Source organism: Methylobacterium sp. 1030 (genome assembly GCF_040544715.1).
In the GTDB taxonomy this organism is placed as follows: Bacteria; Pseudomonadota; Alphaproteobacteria; order Rhizobiales; family Beijerinckiaceae; genus Methylobacterium.
In genome coordinates this window covers 268447-286453 of record NZ_JBEPKM010000005.1, presented here as the reverse complement: position 1 = coordinate 286453, position 18007 = coordinate 268447, and the positions used below count along the sequence as shown (strand labels likewise).

The following is an 18007-nucleotide window of genomic DNA, read 5'->3' as shown; positions in this document are numbered from 1 at the left end:
CGGAACCGCGCGCGCCTAGGCTGCTGCGGAATCCGGACGCGGAAATCCTCCGTCATGCCAGCGCCCATCGAGACCCGCGTGCCGGGCTCACCGACAGCACGCGCCGCCGCGCTCCGGTCGGATCTCGCGCATCTCCTGAGCAGCGATGACCGGCTGTTCGCCTTCGGCAGGCGGGCGGCCTGGGTGCTGCTGCCGCTCGGCCTCGCCATGGTCCTCCTCGTCTACGGGACCGGCCCGGACCCGCGGCGCAACTGGTACGGCGACCCCCTCGGCAACGACTTCGTCCAGGTCTGGGTGGCGGGCCGCTCGGCGCTGGAGGGGCGGGGGGCGGACCCCTACGACCTGCCGGTGCACCTGGCGAACCTGAAGGCGGCCTGCGGGCAGGCGTGCCGGTTCGCGTGGCACTATCCCCCGGTGTTCCTCCTGCCGGCGGCCGCGATGGCACTGCTGGATCTGCAGCCGGCCTACCTGCTGTGGACCGCGCTCTCCCTCGCCCTGTTCGCGCTCGCGATGCGGGTCGCGGCCGGCCGGCGGGACGCGGCCCTCGTCGCGCTCGCGCACCCGCTCGTGCTCTGCAACCTCGTCTACGGCCAGAACGGCCTGTTCACCGCGTCGCTGCTCACCCTCGGCGCGGTGCTCGTCGATCGCCGACCGAGGCTCGCCGGGCTCTGCTTCGGCCTGCTGGCCTACAAGCCGCACTTCGCGGCGCTCGCCCCCCTGCTCCTGCTCGTGACGGGACGGCGCGCATGCCTGGCCGCCTGCGCGTCGACGGTGCTGGCCCTCTGCCTCGCGTCGCTGGCGCTGTTCGGGACGGCGCCCTGGACCGGCTTCCTCGGCACGCTCGGGGACACGAACCGGATCATCCTGCAGAACGCGGCGGCGAGCCTCAACCTCAACGCCAGCGCGTTCGGCGCGGTGCGCCTGCTCGACGGCTCGATGGCCGCCGCCTGGACGGCGCAGGGTCTCGTCGCCGTACTGGCGCTCGGCCTCGCCTGCCGCGCCTGGTCCCGGCCCACAGACCCGACGCTGCGCGCGGCCGCGCTCCTCGTCTCCGCGCCGCTGCTGTCACCGTACCTCCCAGTCTACGACCTGGCGCCCCTCGTGCCGGCCGTGCTCCTCCTGGCGCTCGCCGCGCACCGCGCGGGCGGCCTGCGGCCGCGCGAGCGGGCCCTGCTATGCGCGGTGCCGCTCTTCGCGGTCGTCCGGGAGGCGGCCGCGCTGACCGGCTTCCCCCTCGGCCTCGTGCTGAGCATGGCGACCTTCGCCTGCATCGCGGGGCGCGTCATGCCGCAAAGCGTCACCCCGAGCCGACGGCGATCCGGGACGGGGGGCGCCGAGGCCCTCACGGAGCCAGCGGCCGCGGGATCCGGAAGGGCAGCATGAGTCGCACCATCGGGTTGCGGAACCGGTCGAGCGACAGGCTCTCGTGCACGGCCCGGACCGGCTCGCCGCCCAGAGTCGAGGCGAGCAGCGAGCGGGCGTAGAACGGCGTGTCCTCGTAGGTCGCGAGCACCCGCGAGCGGCCGCCGTCGCTGCGGGTCTCGCGCGGCATCCGCCAGAAGCGCGTCGCCGGGAGCGCCGCGCCGGGCGGCGGCCGGATCTCGCGGCGGCTGCCGTCCGCGGAGAACCGGAGCGACAGGTTCTGGCCACCGCCGTCGCGGTGATGGACGTCGTAGAGGATCGCCGCGCCGTCCGGCAGGTCAGCCCGGCACCATGTCCACCGCGAGAAGGCGGCCTCCAGCGGTTCGTCGCCGTCGTTGGTGTCGAAGTAGCCGCTCCCGCTCCAGCGAAGGTCCGGCGCGTCGAAATCGACCTCGACCCGCGAGGACGGCGACATCGGCCACCAGCGGTGGCGCCCGGCCCGGTCGAGATGGAACGGGCCGCCCGTGAACCCGCGCGGCTCGAGACGCACGGTGCCGCGGATCCTCCGGGGCAGGGGCGCGCCGCGCTCGTCGATCCGCACCGTCAGCGCCGTGCCGTCCCAGTGCATGGCGCTGGGTCCGACGGCGATGTGGTCGGCGCTGCGCGACAGGCTGGTTGCGCGGCGCTCGGTCATGGCGAAGCGGCCGCGGTCGCCGTAGAGCACCACGTTCATGGCGCAGTGGGCGAAGGGGTCCTTCTCGGCGCTCCAGGCGTAGTAGGGCGAGAACACGCTGCCGATGAACGCGATGATCGTGAGGCCCTGGCGGCCGTCGTCGCTCACCGCATCGACGTACCACCACGCGTAGCCGCCCCGCGCGACCGCGCCATCGAATCGCGGTCGTCCAGGATCGCTGCCGCTGCCAGCCGCCCCGACTGCGCCGCCATCGGCACGCCCGGGCCGGGATGGATCGAGCCCCCCGCGAGATAGAGGCCCGGCACCGCCGTCCGCGCGCCCGCGCGCTTGAAGGTCGTCGCCCATCCCTGTGCCGCCCGACCGTAGAGGGCTCCGCCCGTCCCGGGGAAGAGGGCGTCGAAGTCCCGCGGCGTCGTCGTGACCGCCGACGACGTGAAGTCCAGGGTGAGCCCGCAGGCCTCCAGCCGGCGGATCAGGTTCCTCTCGCATCTCTCGATCTCCGGCGGCTGAAGGGGGCGCTCCCGGCCATCCGCCGGAGCGTTGACGAGCAGGAGCAGGCGTTCTGGCCCCCGCGGCGCGGCGCCCGCCGCGTCCCGGTCCTGGGCACAGACGTAGACGGTCGGGTCGTCGGGCAGGCGGCGGGCGCGCAGGAGCGCGTCGAACTCGGCCCGGTAGTCGCGCGAGAAGAACACCGTGTGGTGCGCCAGCGGGAAACCCGCCGGCACCGCCTCCGCGCAGAGCGTGACCGCGGAGAGCGAGCGCTCGCCGGGCGCGAGCCGCTCGCCGGCGGCGGCCGCATCGGGCCCGAGCAGCCCCGCCCCCAGGGCCGCGCAGTCCGCGTTGCAGACGACGTAGTCGGCGGCCACGGTCGTGCCGTCGCTCAGGCGCACGCCGGTGACGCGGCCGCCGTCCGCGAGGATTTGCGCGACCTCCGCGCCGTACCGGAAGGTCGCGCCGCGCTCCGCCGCCAGATCGGCCACCGCCCGCGCGAGGCCGCTGAGCCCTCCCGCGACGGTCCAGACGCCGGCCTGCTCCACGTGGGCGACGAGCATCAGCGTCGCCGGTGCCGTGAAGGGCGAGGCGCCGCAATAGGTGGCGTAGCGGCCGAACAGCTGGAGCAGCCGCGGGTCGCGAAAGTACGCCCCCAGCGCCGACCAGAGCGTCGTGAAGGGCTGGATTCGCCAGAGATCGCCGAGGCCCGAGAGCCCGACCCGCTGCGCGAGGCCGGCGGGACCCGTCCGGCCCTCGCGGATGAAGGGCCCTTCGAGGGTGCGGTAGACCTCGGCCGAGCGGGCGCAGAAGCGCCGGTAGCCGTCCGCCTCGCGCGGTCCCGCGAAGGCCGCGATCGCGTCCGCCGACGCGTCGATATCGGCGAAGAGGTCGAGACGCTCGTCCCGGCTCCAGGCGTGACGGGCGAGGAGCCTTGCCGGTGACAGGGCGACCCGGTCGCCGAGATCCGCCCCGCAGTCGGCGAACAGCTCCTCGAGAACCCAGCGCATCGTGAAGACGGTCGGACCGGCCTCGACGGCGCGGTCCCCGACCGGGACGGCGCGCATCTTCCCGCCGGGCTGCGGCGCGCGCTCGAGGATTGTCGTCTCGAAGCCGGCATGGGCGAGCCGCAGGGCGGCGGCGAGGCCACCGATCCCGGCACCGATCACGACGACGCGCTCCTGCGCCACGGCCGCTCCGAACTCCCCCACCACGGGATTGATCTCCCCTCCGCAAAGTGTCAATAAGAAATGACACCTGTTGCTGACAACCGCATACAACACGGGAGGCAACGATATGGAGTCCGGTCGGCGGATCGAGATGGCGCTGGATCGCGCCGTTGCGCACGCGGAGGCGCCCGGCGCCCCGCCCCTTCTGGCGGAGGCTCTCCGCTACGCGGTGTTTCCCGGCGGCCATCGGATCCGGCCGCGCCTGTGCCTCTCGGTGGCCCGCGCCTGCGGCGACGACGACCCGGCGGGGTCCGTGGCGGCCGCCGCCTCTATCGAGCTCCTGCACTGCGCCTCGCTGGTCCACGACGACCTGCCGTGCTTCGACGATGCGCCGATGCGGCGGCAGAAGCCCTCCGTCCACGTCGCCTTCGGCGAGCCGATCGCAGTCCTGACCGGCGACGCCCTGATCGTCCTCGCCTTCGAGACCCTCGCGCGGTCCGTCGGGCCTTATCCGGCGCGCCTCGGGCGCCTCGTCGGACTCCTCGGCCGCGCCGCGGGGTCGCCGTCCGGCATCGCGGCCGGGCAGGCCTGGGAATCGGAGGCGCATATCAGCCTCAGCGACTATCAGCAGGCGAAGACGGGCGCCCTGTTCGCCGCCGCCACCGTGGCCGGTGCCGCGGCGGCGGGGGCGGAGCCTGAACCCTGGCGCCGCCTCGGCGAGTGCCTCGGCGAGGCCTATCAGGTCGCCGACGACCTGCGCGACGTCGCCTGCCGGCAGGAGGAGATCGGCAAGCCCGCCGGGCGCGACGCGACGCTGGGCCGCCCCAACGCCGCCGCCCTGCTGGGTACCGGCGGCGCGATGGAGCGCTTGTCCCGGCTGACCCGCGAGGCGATCGCGGCGATCCCGCCCTGTCCGGGCGTGGCCGCGCTCACCGCCGAGATCGAGGCGCAGGCGCGGCTGTTCCTGCCCGCGAGCCTGCGCGCGGTGGCGGTCTGAGCGCCGGATCGCTCCCCGGAACCGGCACGGTGCCGCCCGTTCCGCCCGCGTGGGCGGACAGGTGGCTCGCGTGGCGCAACCGCCTCGTCGCCAGCCCCCGGTTCCAGCGCTGGGCGGCGGGTTTTCCGCTGACGCGCCGCATCGCGCAGCGCAACACGCGCGCGCTGTTCGACCTCTGTGCCGGCTTCGTCTACGCGCAGGTCCTGACCGCCTGCATCCGCCTCGACCTGTTCGCGATCCTCGCGGATGGCCCGCAGACGGTCGACGCGCTGGCGCGGCGGCTCGACCTCACGCCCGACGCGGCACGACGCCTGCTGCGCGCCGCCGAGTCCCTCGGTCTGCTGCGCGCCCTGTCGAATGACCGATTCGGGATTGCCGACCTGGGCGCGGCCCTGGTCGGCAATCCCGGCATCGCCGCCATGATCGAGCATCACGCGCTGCTCTACGCGGATCTCGCGGATCCGGTCGCCCTGCTGCGCGGACAGGCCCAGCCGACCCGCCTCGCGGGCTACTGGCCCTACGCGGCCGGGGCGACGGGCGACGCGCGCACGGTGGCTCCCTACAGCGGCCTGATGGGTGCCTCGCAGGCGCTGATCGCCGAGGATGTGCTCGACGCCTGCGACCTGTCGCGCGTCCGGCACCTCATGGATGTCGGCGGCGGCGAGGGCGCCTTCCTGCAGGCCGTGGCGGCGCGGCACGCCGGCCCCCGCATGACCCTGTTCGACCTGCCGGCCGTCGCCGACCGCGCCCGAGCGCGCCTCGACCAATCGGGCCTCGGCGACAGGATCGCCTGCCGCGGAGGCGACTTCCACGGCGGGCTGCCCGCGGGCGCCGACACGATCACCCTGGTGCGGATCGTCCACGATCACGACGACGCGCCGGCCCAGGCACTGCTGCGGGCGGCCTACGCGGCGCTGCCGCCGGGCGGCACGCTGCTCATCGCGGAGCCGATGGCCGGGACGCCCGGCGCGGAGCCGGTCGGCGACGCCTATTTCGGCTTCTACCTCCTGGCGATGGGCTCCGGCCGGCCGCGCCGGGCCGAGGAGCTGCGCGCGATGCTCGCGGCCGCAGGTTTCACCGCCACGCACGAGCATCCGACACGTCGCCCCCTGCTCGCGCGGGTGCTGAGAGCTCAAAAAACAGGCCCAGCCAAGTAAGTGTGACTTGACGCTGACCTGTGTCTATCTAGGATGACACATAGCGGCTTCGCACCAGAGAGAGTCGCAACGCAAAGGGTGGACACTTCCAGCCATGGACGCTCTGGCCGTCATTCTGGAAAACCCGGAGCACCTGTCGGTTCAGCGCCTGGCCCTGACGCCGCCCACTGACGCGGACGCGGTCGTGGCGGTGTCCTGGAGCGGGATCAGCACCGGCACCGAGCGCCTGCTCTGGTCGGGGCGGATGCCGCCCTTCCCGGGCATGGGCTACCCCCTGGTGCCGGGCTACGAATCCGTCGGGACGGTCGTGGAGGCGGATGCCGGCGCTTCGGTCCGGGTCGGCCAGACCGTCTACGTCCCGGGGGCCCGCTGCTTCGGCGCCGTTCGCGGCCTGTTCGGAGGCGCCGCGTCCCATCTGGTCGCACCGGCCGCCCGCCTCGTGCCGGTGGACGAGGCCCTCGGCGAGCAGGCCTGCCTCCTGGCCCTCGCGGCGACTGCCCATCGCGCCCTCGGGCGCCTCGCTCTCGGCGCGGCTCCGCTCATCGTCGGGCACGGCGTCCTCGGCCGGCTGCTCGCGCGGCTGACCCTGGCTGCGGGCGCCGCGCCCACCGTCTGGGAGACGGACCCCGTGCGCGCAGCCGGCGAGCACGGATACACCGTCGTCGCGCCCGACGCGGATCCCCGGCGCGACTACGCGACGATCACGGATGTCAGCGGCAACGCCGCCGGCCTCGACGACCTGATCGCCCGGCTCGCACCGGGGGGCGAGATCGTCCTCGCCGGGTTCTACGAGGCGCCCCTCAGCTTCGCTTTCCCGCCCGCGTTCATGCGCGAGGCCCGGATCCGGATCTCGGCCGAGTTCAGGCCCGAGGACACGGTGGCGGTGACGCGGATGATCGAGAGCGGCCGGCTCTCCCTCGACGGTCTGATTACCCACCGTGCCCCGGCGGCACAGGCCCAGGACGCCTACCGCACCGCGTTCGCGGATCCGGGCTGCCTGAAGATGATCCTCGACTGGAGGGACGCCGCGTGAACGTTCAGCTCAACAAGGCTGCCCTGTCCCAGGCGACTCAGCTCCGCGCCGAGGCCGCGATCGAGCCCGATGCCGTGTCCACCGCACCGGCGAAGAAAGAAACGCAGATCATCGCGATCTACGGCAAGGGCGGCATCGGCAAGTCGTTCACCCTCGCCAATCTCAGCTACATGATGGCCCAGCAGGGCAAGAAGGTCCTGCTGATCGGCTGCGACCCGAAGAGCGATACGACCTCGCTCCTCTTCGGCGGCAAGGCCTGCCCGACCATCATCGAGACGTCGACCAGGAAGAAGCTCGCGGGCGAGTCGGTCGCGATCGGCGACGTCTGCTTCAAGCGCGACGGCGTCTACGCAATGGAGCTCGGCGGTCCCGAAGTCGGGCGCGGCTGCGGCGGCCGCGGGATCATCCACGGCTTCGAGCTTCTGGAGAAGCTGGGCTTCCACGAGTGGGGCTTCGACTTCGTCCTCCTCGACTTCCTCGGCGACGTGGTCTGCGGGGGCTTCGGCCTGCCGATCGCCCGGGACATGTGCCAGAAGGTCATCGTCGTCGGCTCGAACGACCTGCAGTCGCTCTACGTCGCCAACAACGTCTGCTCGGCGGTGGAGTATTTCCGCAAGCTCGGGGGCAATGTCGGCGTCGGCGGACTCGTGATCAACAAGGACGACGGCACCGGCGAGGCCCAGGCCTTCGCGGAGGCGGCCGGCATCCCGGTCCTGGCCTCGATCCCGGCCGACGAGGACATCCGCCGCAAGAGCGCGAATTACGAGATCATCGGCAAGCCGGACGGGCGCTGGGGCACCCTGTTCGCGGACCTCGCCGCCAATGTCGCGGAGGCCGCGCCGCACCGCCCGACGCCGCTCTCGCAGGACGGGCTGCTCGGCCTGTTCTCCAGCGAGACCACCGGCCGCGACGTCGTGCTGGTTCCGGCGACCCACGAGGACATGTGCGGCGTCGCCCACGTGTCCAAGCCGTCCCTCGAAGTCGTGTACGACGAGGTCTGACGCGCATGGCCGTCTCCCTCGACATCGCCGATCTGCGGGCCCGCAAGGCGCCGGCCACCATCGACCTCGCCGCGGCGCAGAGCGACGGCCTGGGCTGCCACGCCGGTAAGGACGCGATGGTGGCGGCCGCGGAAGCCGCCGGCATGTCGGAGACCCTGGCGCAGCTGCGCGAGGATTATCCCCAGGGCCCGCACGACCAGCCGCAGAGCATGTGCCCGGCCTTCGGCTCGCTGCGGGTCGGTCTGCGGATGCGCCGCACGGCGACGATCCTGTCGGGCTCGGCCTGCTGCGTGTACGGCCTGACCTTCACGTCGCATTTCTACGGGGCGCGGCGCAGCGTCGGCTACGTGCCGTTCAACTCCGAGACGCTCGTCACCGGCAAGCTGTTCGAGGACATCCGCGAGGCGGTCCACGCGACTGCGAAGCCGGAGGATTACGACGCCGTCGTCGTCATCAACCTCTGCGTTCCGACGGCCTCCGGTGTGCCGCTGCGCCTGCTGCCGAAGGCGATCGACGGCGTCCGGGTGATCGGGATCGACGTGCCGGGCTTCGGCGTCCCGACCCACGCGGAAGCGAAGGACGTGCTCGCCGGCGCCATGCTCAAGGTCGCCCGCGCGGAGGCCGAGCAGGGGCCCGTCGCCGCCCCCCGCGGTGGCCGTTCCGAGCGCCCGAGCGTCGCGCTGCTGGGCGAGGTCTTCCCGGCCGACCCGGTGGTGATCGGATCGCTCCTGGAGCCGCTGGGACTCTCGGCCGGCCCGGTCGTGCCGACCCGGGAATGGCGCGAGCTCTACGCGGCCCTCGACTGCGCGGCGGTGGCGGCGATTCACCCGTTCTACACGGCCTCGATCCGCGAGTTCGAGGCGGCCGGCCGCCCGATCGTCGGCTCCGCTCCCGTCGGCGTCGACGGGACCGCCGACTGGCTCGACCGGATCGGCGAGGCCTGCGGCGTGCCCCGCGCCACCGTCGAGGCCGCCAAGAACCGCATCCTGCCCGGTATCCGCGGCGCGCTCGGCGCGATGCCGATCAAGGGGCGGATCACGCTCTCGGGCTACGAGGGATCGGAGCTGCTCGTGGCGCGCCTCCTCGTCGAGAGCGGCGCCGAGGTCCCCTATGTCGGCACCGCCTGCCCGCGCACGCCCTGGTCGGAGGCGGATCGCGACTGGCTCGAGTCTCGCGGAACGGAGGTCCGCTACCGGGCCTCCCTCGAGGATGATCTGTTCGCCTTCGAAGCGCTGAAGCCCGATCTCGCCATCGGCACGACGCCGGTGGTGCAGCGCGCCAAGGAGCGCGGCACGCCGGCGCTCTACTTCACCAACCTGATCTCGGCGCGCCCGCTGATGGGCGCGGCCGGCGCCGGGTCGCTCGCCACGGTGATCAACGCCGCCCTCGGCAACAGGGCGCGGTTCGACGCCATGCGCGACTTCTTCGAGGGCGTCGGCACCGGCCACGCCGCGGGCGTCTGGCAGGAGGTGCCGCAGAAGCGCCAGGGACCGAAGATCGAGGGTCCGAAGAAGCCGATCGGGGAGATGGCCTGATGCTCATCCTCGATCACGACAGGGCCGGGGGCTACTGGGGCGCGGTCTACGTCTTCACGGCGATCAAGGGCCTGCAGGTCGTCATCGACGGCCCCGTGGGCTGCGAGAACCTGCCGGTCACCTCGGTGCTGCACTACACCGACGCGCTGCCGCCGCACGAGCTGCCGATCGTGGTCACCGGGCTCGCCGAGGAGGAACTCGGCCGGCACGGCACCGAGGGCGCCATGAAGCGCGCCCACGCGACCCTCGATCCGGGCCAGCCCAGCGTCGTGGTCACCGGCTCCATCGCCGAGATGATCGGCGGAGGCGTGACCCCTGAGGGCACCGGCCTCCAGCGCTTCCTGCCGCGCACCATCGACGAGGACCAGTGGCAGGCCGCCGACCGCGCCATGCGCTGGCTCTGGCAGGAATACGGCGCCAAGAAATTCGCCAAGAAGGGCATCCCGGCCCGGCCGGAGAAGAAGCCCGGCGAGAAGCCGCGGGTGAACCTGATCGGCCCGGCCTACGGCACCTTCAACATGCCCTCCGACCTCGCCGAGATCCGGCGGTTGGTCGAGGGGATCGGCGCCGAGGTGAACCTCACCTTCCCGCTCGGCGCGCACCTCGCCGACGTGCCGAAGCTGGTCAACACCGACGCCAATATCTGCCTCTACCGGGAGTTCGGGCGGCTGCTCTGCGAGGATCTGGAGCGCCCGTACCTTCAGGCGCCGATCGGCATCCTGTCCACGACCAAGTTCCTGCGCTCGCTCGGCGAGATCCTGGGCCTCGATCCCGAGCCGTTCATCGAGCGGGAGCGGCACACCACGATCAAGCCGGTCTGGGATCTCTGGCGCTCGGTGACGCAGGACTTCTTCGGGACCGCGAGCTTCGGCATCGTCGCGACCGAGACCTACGCGCGGGGCGTGCGCCACTTCCTAGAAGACGAGATGGGCCTGCCCTGCCACTTCGCCTTCGGGCGCTCGGCCGGTCTGAAGCCCGACAACGCGGCCGTCCGCGCCGCCGTCGCGGCCAAGCCGCCGCTGGTCCTGTTCGGCTCGTTCAACGAGCGGATGTACCTCGCCGAGTGCGGCGCCCGGGCGACCTACGTGCCGGCCTCGTTCCCCGGCGCGATCATCCGGCGGCACACCGGCACGCCGTTCATGGGCTACGCCGGGGCGACCTACCTGGTCCAGGAGGTCTGCAACGCCCTGTTCGACACCCTCTTCCACATCCTGCCGCTCGCCCGCGACATGGACAAGGTCGAGGCCACTCCCACGCGGCGGCACGCCGAGCTGCCGTGGGACGAGGCCGCCCGGCAGGCACTCGACGCCCTCGTCGAGGCCCAGCCGGTGCTCGCCCGGATCTCCGCGGCCAAGCGCCTGCGCGACGCCGCCGAGCGGGCTGCCCGGGACACCGAGGCCGCCGCCGTAGCGCCCGCCCACGTGGCGCGGGCCCGGGCCGCCCTCGCGGGAGGAGTGCCCGCATGAGCCGCCTTTCCGTTTCACCCAGAGGAGACCTGACGATGCGAACGATGGTCCCGACCGGCCGCCAGCACCAGGAAGCGTTTCAGTTCCGGCTGATCCTGGCGGCGACCTACCCGTTCTTCCTCGCCGCCGCGGCGCTGAACCGGTTCCGGCCCAGCCGCGAGACGGCCCGCCCAGGCCTGGCGCCGGCGCGCCGCTCGGTCTTCGGCGAGGCCCGCGCCATGGCGGTTCAGGCGATCCCCTTCGCCTTCATGGGCTGAAACGCCCCTGAGCGAGACGCTTCCGTCCGGTCACGCGGGGGAAGTCGGGCCGTGACAGCCGAAAGGCATCGCGGCTGAACCCGTCGCGCCTCGCCAGAGGCGCGGCCAACACACGGAGGTCTGAACGATGGCGAGTGGACCCGTCACAACAGAAAGACCGAGCAGCCTGTCCGGGCTGACGGAACCGGAAGCCAAGGAGTTCCACGCGATCTTCCTGACGAGCTTCCTCATCTTCACGGCGATCGCCGTGGTCGCCCACATCCTCGTCTGGCTGTGGCGTCCGTGGCTCCCCGGACCGCAGGGCTACGCCTCTCTCGAGGGCGTTCGCGATGCGGCCCACGCCCTCGTCACGATGATCGGCTGAGGAGGATCGGATGCACAAGGTTTGGTTGCTCTTCGATCCGCGGCGCACGCTGGTGGCTCTGTTCACCTTCCTCTTTATCCTGGCGCTGCTGATCCACTTCATCCTGCTCTCGACCGACCGGTTCAACTGGCTGGACGGCCCGAGAAACAACAAGGCGGCCCAGAACACCATCACGCTCGCGCTGCCGCAGATGCCGGCCTGAGTGCCGGTCCGGACCGCGGCGCGCGAGGGCCGCGGTCCACCAACCTTCTTCTCCGGCCTGACTGAGGAGCAGCCGCCATGGCGATGCTGAGCTTCGAGCGCAAATACAGGGTTCGCGGCGGCACCTTGCTCGGAGGCGACCTGTTCGACTTCTGGGTCGGGCCGTTCTTCGTCGGTTTCTTCGGCGTCGTCGGTATGTTCTTCACGGTGCTGGGCACCGCGCTCGTCATCTACGGCGCCGCGATCGGACCGACCTGGAACATCTGGCAGATCAACATCGCGCCGCCCGATGTCAGCTACGGCCTGAGACTCGCGCCGCTGAAGGATGGTGGGCTCTGGCAGATCATCACCATGTGCGCGCTCGGCTCGTTCGTTTCCTGGGCGCTGCGCGAGGTCGAGATCTGCCGCAAGCTCGGGATCGGCTACCACGTCCCCGCGGCCTTCGGCATGGCGATCTTCGCCTACTTCACCCTCGTGGTGATCCGGCCGCTGCTGATGGGCGCCTGGGGCTACGGCTTCCCGTACGGCATCCTCAGCCATCTCGATTGGGTGTCCAACACCGGATACCAGTATCTCCACTTCCACTATAATCCGGCCCACATGCTGGCCGTGACGTTCTTCTTCACGACGACGCTGGCCCTGGCGATGCACGGCGGCCTGATCCTGTCGGCGACCAACCCGAAGAAGGGCGAGACCGTCAAGACGCCCGAGCACGAGGACACCTTCTTCCGCGACACGATCGGCTACTCGATCGGCACGCTCGGCATCCACCGCCTCGGCCTGTTCCTGGCGCTCTCTGCAGGGTTCTGGAGCGCGGTCTGCATCGTCATCAGCGGGCCGTTCTGGACGCAGGGCTGGCCGCAATGGTGGGGCTGGTGGCTCAACCTGCCGGTCTGGCGGTGACGGGTCGGACGCGATCGGAACGAGGGGACTAACGCGGGTCGCCGCCGCTCAGCGCGCGGCACTCCGGGGGAGGGCAGGCCATGGCCTATTACCAGAACATCTTCACGCAGGTTCAGGTGCGCCCGCTCGTGCCGGATCAGGGCGTTCCGGTCGCGGTCGACGAGCGGGTCGGCAAGCCGTTCAACAGCTACCTGTTCGGGCTGATCGGCAACAGCCAGGTCGGGCCGATCTACATCGGCTACATCGCGGCCCTGTCGATCACATGCGGGGTGATCGCCTTCGAGATCATCGGGCTCAACATGTGGGCCTCGGTGAACTGGGACCCGGTCCAGTTCGTCCGGCAATTGCCGTGGCTCGCCCTCGAGCCGCCTCTCCCGAAGTACGGCCTGAAGGTCCTTCCGCCCCTGAACGAGGGCGGGTGGTGGCTCATCGCCGGCTTCTTCCTGACGGCCTCGATCCTGCTGTGGTGGGTCCATCTCTACAAGCGGGCGCGGGCGCTCGGCCTCGGCCTGCACGTGCCGTGGGCCTTCGCGTCGGCGATCTGGCTCTACCTCGTCCTCGGCTTCATCCGGCCGGTGCTGATGGGCTCGTGGTCGGAAGCCGTGCCGTTCGGCATCTTCCCGCACCTCGACTGGACCGCGGCCTTCTCGCTCCGCTACGGGAACCTCTTCTACAACCCGTTCCACATGCTCTCGATCACGTTCCTCTACGGGTCGACGCTGCTGTTCGCGATGCACGGGGGCACGATCCTGGCCTGCTCGCGCTACGGCGCGGAGCGCGAGATCGACCAGATCGTCGACCGCGGCACGGCCACCGAGCGCGCCGCCCTGTTCTGGCGCTGGACCATGGGCTTCAACGCCACGATGGAGTCGGTCCATCGCTGGGCGTGGTGGTTCGCCGTGCTGACGACGCTGACCGGCGGCATCGGCATCCTGCTCACCGGGACCGTGGTCGACAACTGGTACCTCTGGGCCGTCAAGCACGGCGTCGCGCCCTCGTACCCGCAGGTCTACGGCCCGATCGTGGATCCCGCCCATCTCGCACCCGGCATGAAGCCGTGAGGAGGCCGTCATGAAGACGATTCTGGCGGTGGCCGGCGGCGCACTGGCCCTCTTCCTCACCATCGCGATGTTCGGCGGCGCCGGCTGGACCCACCCGCCGATGGCGAACAAGCAGACCGGCTTCCGCGGGACGGGCATGGACCTGATCCGCACCCGCGCCGGCAACGAGGCGCTGGCCGCCGCGAACGTCGCCCCGACCCCGGCCGATCCGGCCGATGCGGGCGGCGACAAGGCCTCGGCCGTCTACCAGAACGTCCAGGTTCTGGGCGATCTTTCGGCCGAGCAGTTCAACCGGCTGATGGTGTCGATCACCGAGTGGGTGGCCCCGCAGCAGGGCTGCACCTACTGCCACAGCACCGAGAACATGGCGTCCGACGAGCTCTACCAGAAGCGCGTCGCCCGGCGGATGCTCCAGATGACCCAGTACATCAACTCGTCCTGGAAAGAGAACCACGTCCATCAAGCGGGCGTGACCTGCTACACCTGTCACCGCGGCAATCCGGTGCCGGCCAATATCTGGTTCGACCGTCCGGTTCAGGGGGCGGGGCGCTTCATCCCGCGCAACAACAGCCAGAACCTCGCCTCCGCAGAAGTCGGCAACACCTCGCTGCCCTACGACGTCTATCAGGCCTTCTATCAGCACAAGGAGACGTCGGAGGACGCGGTCCGGGTCAACGCCACCACGGCGCTGCCGGAGACCAAGGGCAAGCCGATCCAGGACGCCGAGAAGACCTTCGCGATCATGATCAGCATGTCGCAATCGCTCGGGGTCAACTGCACCTTCTGCCACAACACCCGATCGGTGGCGCAGTGGGACACCAGCACGCCCAACCGCGTCCATGCCTGGTACGGCATCCGCATGGTGCGTGACCTGAACCAGGATTACATGGAGCCGCTGAAATCGACATTCCCGCGGAACCGGCTCGGGATCCTGGGCGACGTGCCGAAGATCAACTGCGCCACCTGTCACAACGGCGCCAACAAGCCGCTCAACGGCGCCAACGTGATCGAGCCCTATCCGGAGCTGTCGCACCCGACGATCGCCGTGAGCCTGCCGACCGGCGAGGCCAAGGACCCGATCCCCGGGACCGAGACCCCGACGCCGAAGCCCTGATCCGCCCCGGGGCGGCCGGACCACCGGCCGCCCCGCCCAAGCTACAGGGAACCTCCGTGGGGTAGAGGCGTCGATACCGGCGGCCAAGCTCGGCCCTCAGGAGGCGTCCGTGACCATCACCATCTCGAACCTCCAGCCGCTGATCGCGATACTCGCCGGAATCCTGATCCTGGTGATGCCGCGGCTGCTCAACTACATCGTCGCGATCTACCTGATCGTCGTCGGCGTGATCGGGCTCGGAATCCTGCATTGACGGGCCGCGCCCGCGCCGCGACGGCGCGGACCTGACAGACCGCTCGAGCCGTCAGTCGCGCACGCACAGGGCCATCGCGCGTTCATCTTGCGTTGCGCTGCGGGATGGTCCAACCCCGCCCATCAGCTCGGCCGGCGCCGGGCACCAGATACGGACGGGATCGACATGGCGACCGGCAGCGCGAAGTGGGTCTATGCCTTCGGCGACGGCAAGGCGGAGGGCAAGTCGCAGATGCGCGACCTGCTCGGCGGCAAGGGCGCCAATCTCGCCGAGATGTCCAACCTGGGCCTGCCGGTCCCGCCGGGCTTCACGATCACCACCGAGGTCTGCACCTACTTCTACGATCACGGCAAATCCTATCCGCCGGAACTCAAGGATCAGGTCGCGGAAGCGCTCGCCCAGGTGGGCAAGCTCACCGGCCGCAAGTTCGGCGACGCGACGAACCCGCTGCTCGTGTCGGTCCGCTCGGGTGCGCGCGCCTCGATGCCCGGCATGATGGACACGGTCCTCAATCTCGGCCTCAACGACGAGACCGTCCTGGCCCTCGCCAAGGAGGCCGACGACGAGCGTTTCGCCTACGATTCGTACCGCCGTTTCATCACGATGTACTCGAACGTGGTGCTCGGCGTTGAGCACCACGCCTTCGAGGAGGCGCTGGAGCAGTACAAGGAGGGCAAGGGCTTCGACCTAGACACCGAGCTCGGCGCCGGCGACTGGAAGACCCTCATCCAGACCTACAAGAGCATCGTGCGCGACGAGCACGGCTCGGACTTCCCGCAGGGCGCGGACGACCAGCTCTGGGGCGCGATCGGCGCCGTGTTCAATTCGTGGATGATCCCCCGCGCGAAGAAGTACCGGGAGCTGAACAACATCCCGGAGAGCTGGGGCACGGCCGTCAACGTGCAGGCCATGGTGTTCGGCAACATGGGCGACACGTCGGCCACCGGCGTCGCCTTCACCCGCAACCCCTCCACCGGTGAGAAGGCGCTCTACGGCGAGTTCCTGATCAACGCGCAGGGCGAGGATGTCGTGGCGGGCATCCGCACCCCGCAGAACATCACCGAGAAGGCGCGGGAAGAGGCGGAGAGCGACAAGCCTTCCATGGAGAAGGCCATGCCCGAGAGCTTCGCGGAGCTGACCCGGATCTACGGGATCCTGGAGTCGCACTACCGCGACATGCAGGACATGGAATTCACCATCGAGAAGGGGAAGCTCTGGATGCTCCAGACCCGCAACGGCAAGCGCACGGCCAAGGCCGCCCTGCGCATCGCCGTTGATCTGGCGGGCGAGGGGCTGATCTCCCGCGAGGAGGCGATCGGCCGCGTCGAGCCCGGCGCCCTCGACCAACTCCTGCACCCGACCATCGACCCGAAGGCCGACCGCAAGGTGATCGCCTCCGGCCTGCCGGCCTCGCCCGGCGCGGCGACCGGCGAGATCGTATTCAATTCCGAGGACGCGGAGGCGCACCGCAAGGCCGAGCGCAAGTGCATCCTCGTCCGGATCGAGACCTCGCCCGAGGACATCCACGGCATGCACGCCGCCGAGGGCATCCTCACCACCCGCGGCGGCATGACCAGCCACGCCGCCGTGGTGGCCCGCGGCATGGGCAAGCCCTGCGTCTCCGGCGTCGGCTCGATCCGGATCGACTACAAGGCGCAGACCCTGACGGTCGGCGGCACGACGCTGAAGGCCGGCGACCGGATCACCATCGACGGGTCCACGGGCCAGGTGATCCAGGGCGAGGTGAAGATGCTGGAGCCCGAGCTGTCGGGCGACTTCGCCACGCTGATGGAGTGGGCCGACGCGATCCGCGGCATGAAGGTCCGCGCCAACGCCGACACGCCGACGGACGCCCGGACCGCGCGCAATTTCGGCGCCGAGGGCATCGGCCTCTGCCGCACCGAGCACATGTTCTTCGAGGGTGACCGCATCATCGCGGTCCGCGAGATGATCCTCGCCGACGACGCCGAGGGCCGACGGACGGCGCTGGCGAAGATCCTGCCCTACCAGCGGCAGGACTTCCTCGAGCTGTTCACGATCATGTCCGGCCTGCCGGTCACGATCCGCCTCCTCGACCCGCCGCTCCACGAGTTCCTGCCGCACACCGACGCCGAGGTCGCCGAGGTCGTGAAGGCGACGGGCGTCTCCGAGGAGAAGATCCGGCACCGGACGCGCGAGCTGTCCGAGCACAACCCGATGCTCGGCTTCCGCGGCTGCCGCCTCGCGATCGCCTTCCCGGAGATCGCCGAGATGCAGGCCCGCGCGATCTTCGAGGCCGCGGTCCAGGCGGCCGCCGATACCGGCAAGGCGGTGACGCCCGAGGTGATGGTGCCGCTGGTCTTCACCCGCGCCGAGTTCGACATCGTGAAGGCCCGCATCGACGCCATGGCGAAGGCCGTGGCCGAGGAGAAGGGCGCGACCCTCGACTATCAGGTCGGCACGATGATCGAGCTGCCGCGCGCGGCCCTCAAGGCCAACGAGATCGCCGAGACCGCGGAGTTCTTCTCCTTCGGCACCAACGACCTCACCCAGACGGCGCTGGGCATCTCCCGCGACGACGCCGCCACCTTCCTGGGCCCCTACACCCAGAAGGGCATCCTGCCGGCCGACCCGTTCATCACGATCGACCAGGAAGGCGTGGGCGAGCTGGTGCGCATCGGCGTCGAGCGCGGCCGCAAGACCCGGCCGGACATCAAGCTCGGCATCTGCGGCGAGCACGGCGGCGATCCCGCCTCGGTCGGCTTCTGCCAGGAGGTGGGACTCGATTACGTGTCCTGCTCGCCCTACCGGGTGCCGATTGCCCGGCTGGCGGCCGCCCAGGCGGCGCTCGGCAAGGTCGCCGGCAAGGAAGGCTGAGACCGGTCCGGGGGACGCCGAGCACGTCCCCCTTTCGGCTATCAACCTTCCGTATGAGGATCAGTGGAAAAATTCGCCTTTCGGTCGAACTCGCC

Annotated in this window: 17 protein-coding genes; 15 read left to right on the top strand and 2 right to left on the bottom strand. The window is 70.8% G+C overall.

All coding sequences use genetic code 11. From position 1 onward, the window contains the following. Nucleotides 1-54: 54 nt before the first annotated feature. The gene (locus ABIC30_RS09430) at nt 55-1383 is read left to right on the top strand and encodes a glycosyltransferase family 87 protein (protein ID WP_020091983.1); all 1329 of its coding nucleotides are present in this window, start codon (nt 55-57) and stop codon (nt 1381-1383) included. On the opposite strand, the gene ABIC30_RS09425 is transcribed toward ABIC30_RS09430, so the two are convergent. Together ABIC30_RS09425 and crtD are read right to left on the bottom strand one after the other, a co-directional pair. After that, complete coding sequence (locus tag ABIC30_RS09425) at nt 1343-2203, bottom strand: carotenoid 1,2-hydratase (RefSeq protein WP_020091984.1); 861 nt, start codon at nt 2201-2203, stop codon at nt 1343-1345. The two genes, ABIC30_RS09430 and ABIC30_RS09425, sit on opposite strands and share 41 nt — an antisense overlap. Beyond that, nucleotides 2200-3735, bottom strand: a complete 1536-nt coding sequence (gene crtD, locus ABIC30_RS09420; RefSeq protein WP_043712296.1) for a 1-hydroxycarotenoid 3,4-desaturase CrtD — start codon at nt 3733-3735, stop codon at nt 2200-2202. Before crtD ends, ABIC30_RS09425 begins: the two co-directional genes overlap by 4 nt. Before the next feature lie 106 nt (nt 3736-3841). Here crtD and ABIC30_RS09415 point away from each other — a divergent pair, with 106 nt between their 5' ends. The 14 genes from ABIC30_RS09415 to ppdK all read left to right on the top strand — a co-directional run bounded on the left by ABIC30_RS09415 (nt 3842) and on the right by ppdK (nt 17912). Next, a complete protein-coding gene (locus ABIC30_RS09415) occupies nt 3842-4711 on the top strand; it encodes a polyprenyl synthetase family protein (protein ID WP_020091986.1) in 870 nt (289 codons plus the stop codon). Between the two features lie 29 nt (nt 4712-4740). Then, nucleotides 4741-5868, top strand: coding sequence for a methyltransferase (locus tag ABIC30_RS09410; protein ID WP_020091987.1), 1128 nt, complete (start codon nt 4741-4743; stop codon nt 5866-5868). Nucleotides 5869-5962: 94 nt separating this feature from the next. After that, on the top strand, nt 5963-6901 hold the full coding sequence (gene bchC / locus ABIC30_RS09405; protein ID WP_020091988.1) for a chlorophyll synthesis pathway protein BchC: 939 nt from the start codon (nt 5963-5965) through the stop codon (nt 6899-6901). Beyond that, nucleotides 6898-7902: a chlorophyllide a reductase iron protein subunit X gene (locus ABIC30_RS09400; RefSeq protein ID WP_020091989.1), complete on the top strand. Its 1005-nt coding sequence runs from the start codon at nt 6898-6900 to the stop codon at nt 7900-7902. Before bchC ends, ABIC30_RS09400 begins: the two co-directional genes overlap by 4 nt. 5 nt (nt 7903-7907) lie before the next feature. After that, nucleotides 7908-9437, top strand: a complete 1530-nt coding sequence (bchY, locus tag ABIC30_RS09395) for a chlorophyllide a reductase subunit Y (protein ID WP_020091990.1) — start codon at nt 7908-7910, stop codon at nt 9435-9437. Continuing rightward, nucleotides 9437-10903, top strand: coding sequence for a chlorophyllide a reductase subunit Z (gene bchZ, locus ABIC30_RS09390; RefSeq protein WP_020091991.1), 1467 nt, complete (start codon nt 9437-9439; stop codon nt 10901-10903). The genes bchY and bchZ overlap by 1 nt, the downstream gene beginning before the upstream one ends. Before the next feature lie 35 nt (nt 10904-10938). Then, nucleotides 10939-11160 (top strand): hypothetical protein, encoded by a 222-nt coding sequence (locus tag ABIC30_RS09385; protein WP_026604760.1) that lies wholly within the window; start codon nt 10939-10941, stop codon nt 11158-11160. Nucleotides 11161-11287: 127 nt separating this feature from the next. Then, entirely contained in the window at nt 11288-11524 is a 237-nt protein-coding gene (gene pufB, locus ABIC30_RS09380) for a light-harvesting antenna LH1, beta subunit (protein ID WP_012319767.1), read from the top strand. Between the two features lie 10 nt (nt 11525-11534). Beyond that, nucleotides 11535-11726, top strand: a complete 192-nt coding sequence (gene pufA, locus ABIC30_RS09375) for a light-harvesting antenna LH1, alpha subunit (protein WP_020091993.1) — start codon at nt 11535-11537, stop codon at nt 11724-11726. 77 nt (nt 11727-11803) lie between these two features. Further along, on the top strand, nt 11804-12628 hold the full coding sequence (gene pufL, locus ABIC30_RS09370) for a photosynthetic reaction center subunit L (RefSeq protein WP_020091994.1): 825 nt from the start codon (nt 11804-11806) through the stop codon (nt 12626-12628). An 80-nt stretch (nt 12629-12708) separates the two neighbouring features. Next, nucleotides 12709-13689 carry a photosynthetic reaction center subunit M gene (pufM, locus tag ABIC30_RS09365; protein WP_020091995.1) on the top strand — a complete coding sequence of 327 codons (981 nt, stop codon included), beginning with the start codon at nt 12709-12711 and terminating at the stop codon, nt 13687-13689. Between the two features lie 10 nt (nt 13690-13699). Beyond that, a complete protein-coding gene (gene pufC / locus ABIC30_RS09360; protein WP_020091996.1) occupies nt 13700-14803 on the top strand; it encodes a photosynthetic reaction center cytochrome PufC in 1104 nt (367 codons plus the stop codon). Nucleotides 14804-14912: 109 nt separating this feature from the next. Next, the gene (locus ABIC30_RS09355; RefSeq protein ID WP_012319762.1) at nt 14913-15056 is read left to right on the top strand and encodes a DUF3096 domain-containing protein; all 144 of its coding nucleotides are present in this window, start codon (nt 14913-14915) and stop codon (nt 15054-15056) included. 165 nt (nt 15057-15221) lie between these two features. Next, entirely contained in the window at nt 15222-17912 is a 2691-nt protein-coding gene (gene ppdK / locus ABIC30_RS09350) for a pyruvate, phosphate dikinase (RefSeq protein WP_042671174.1), read from the top strand. The last annotated feature ends 95 nt before the right edge of the window (nt 17913-18007 follow it).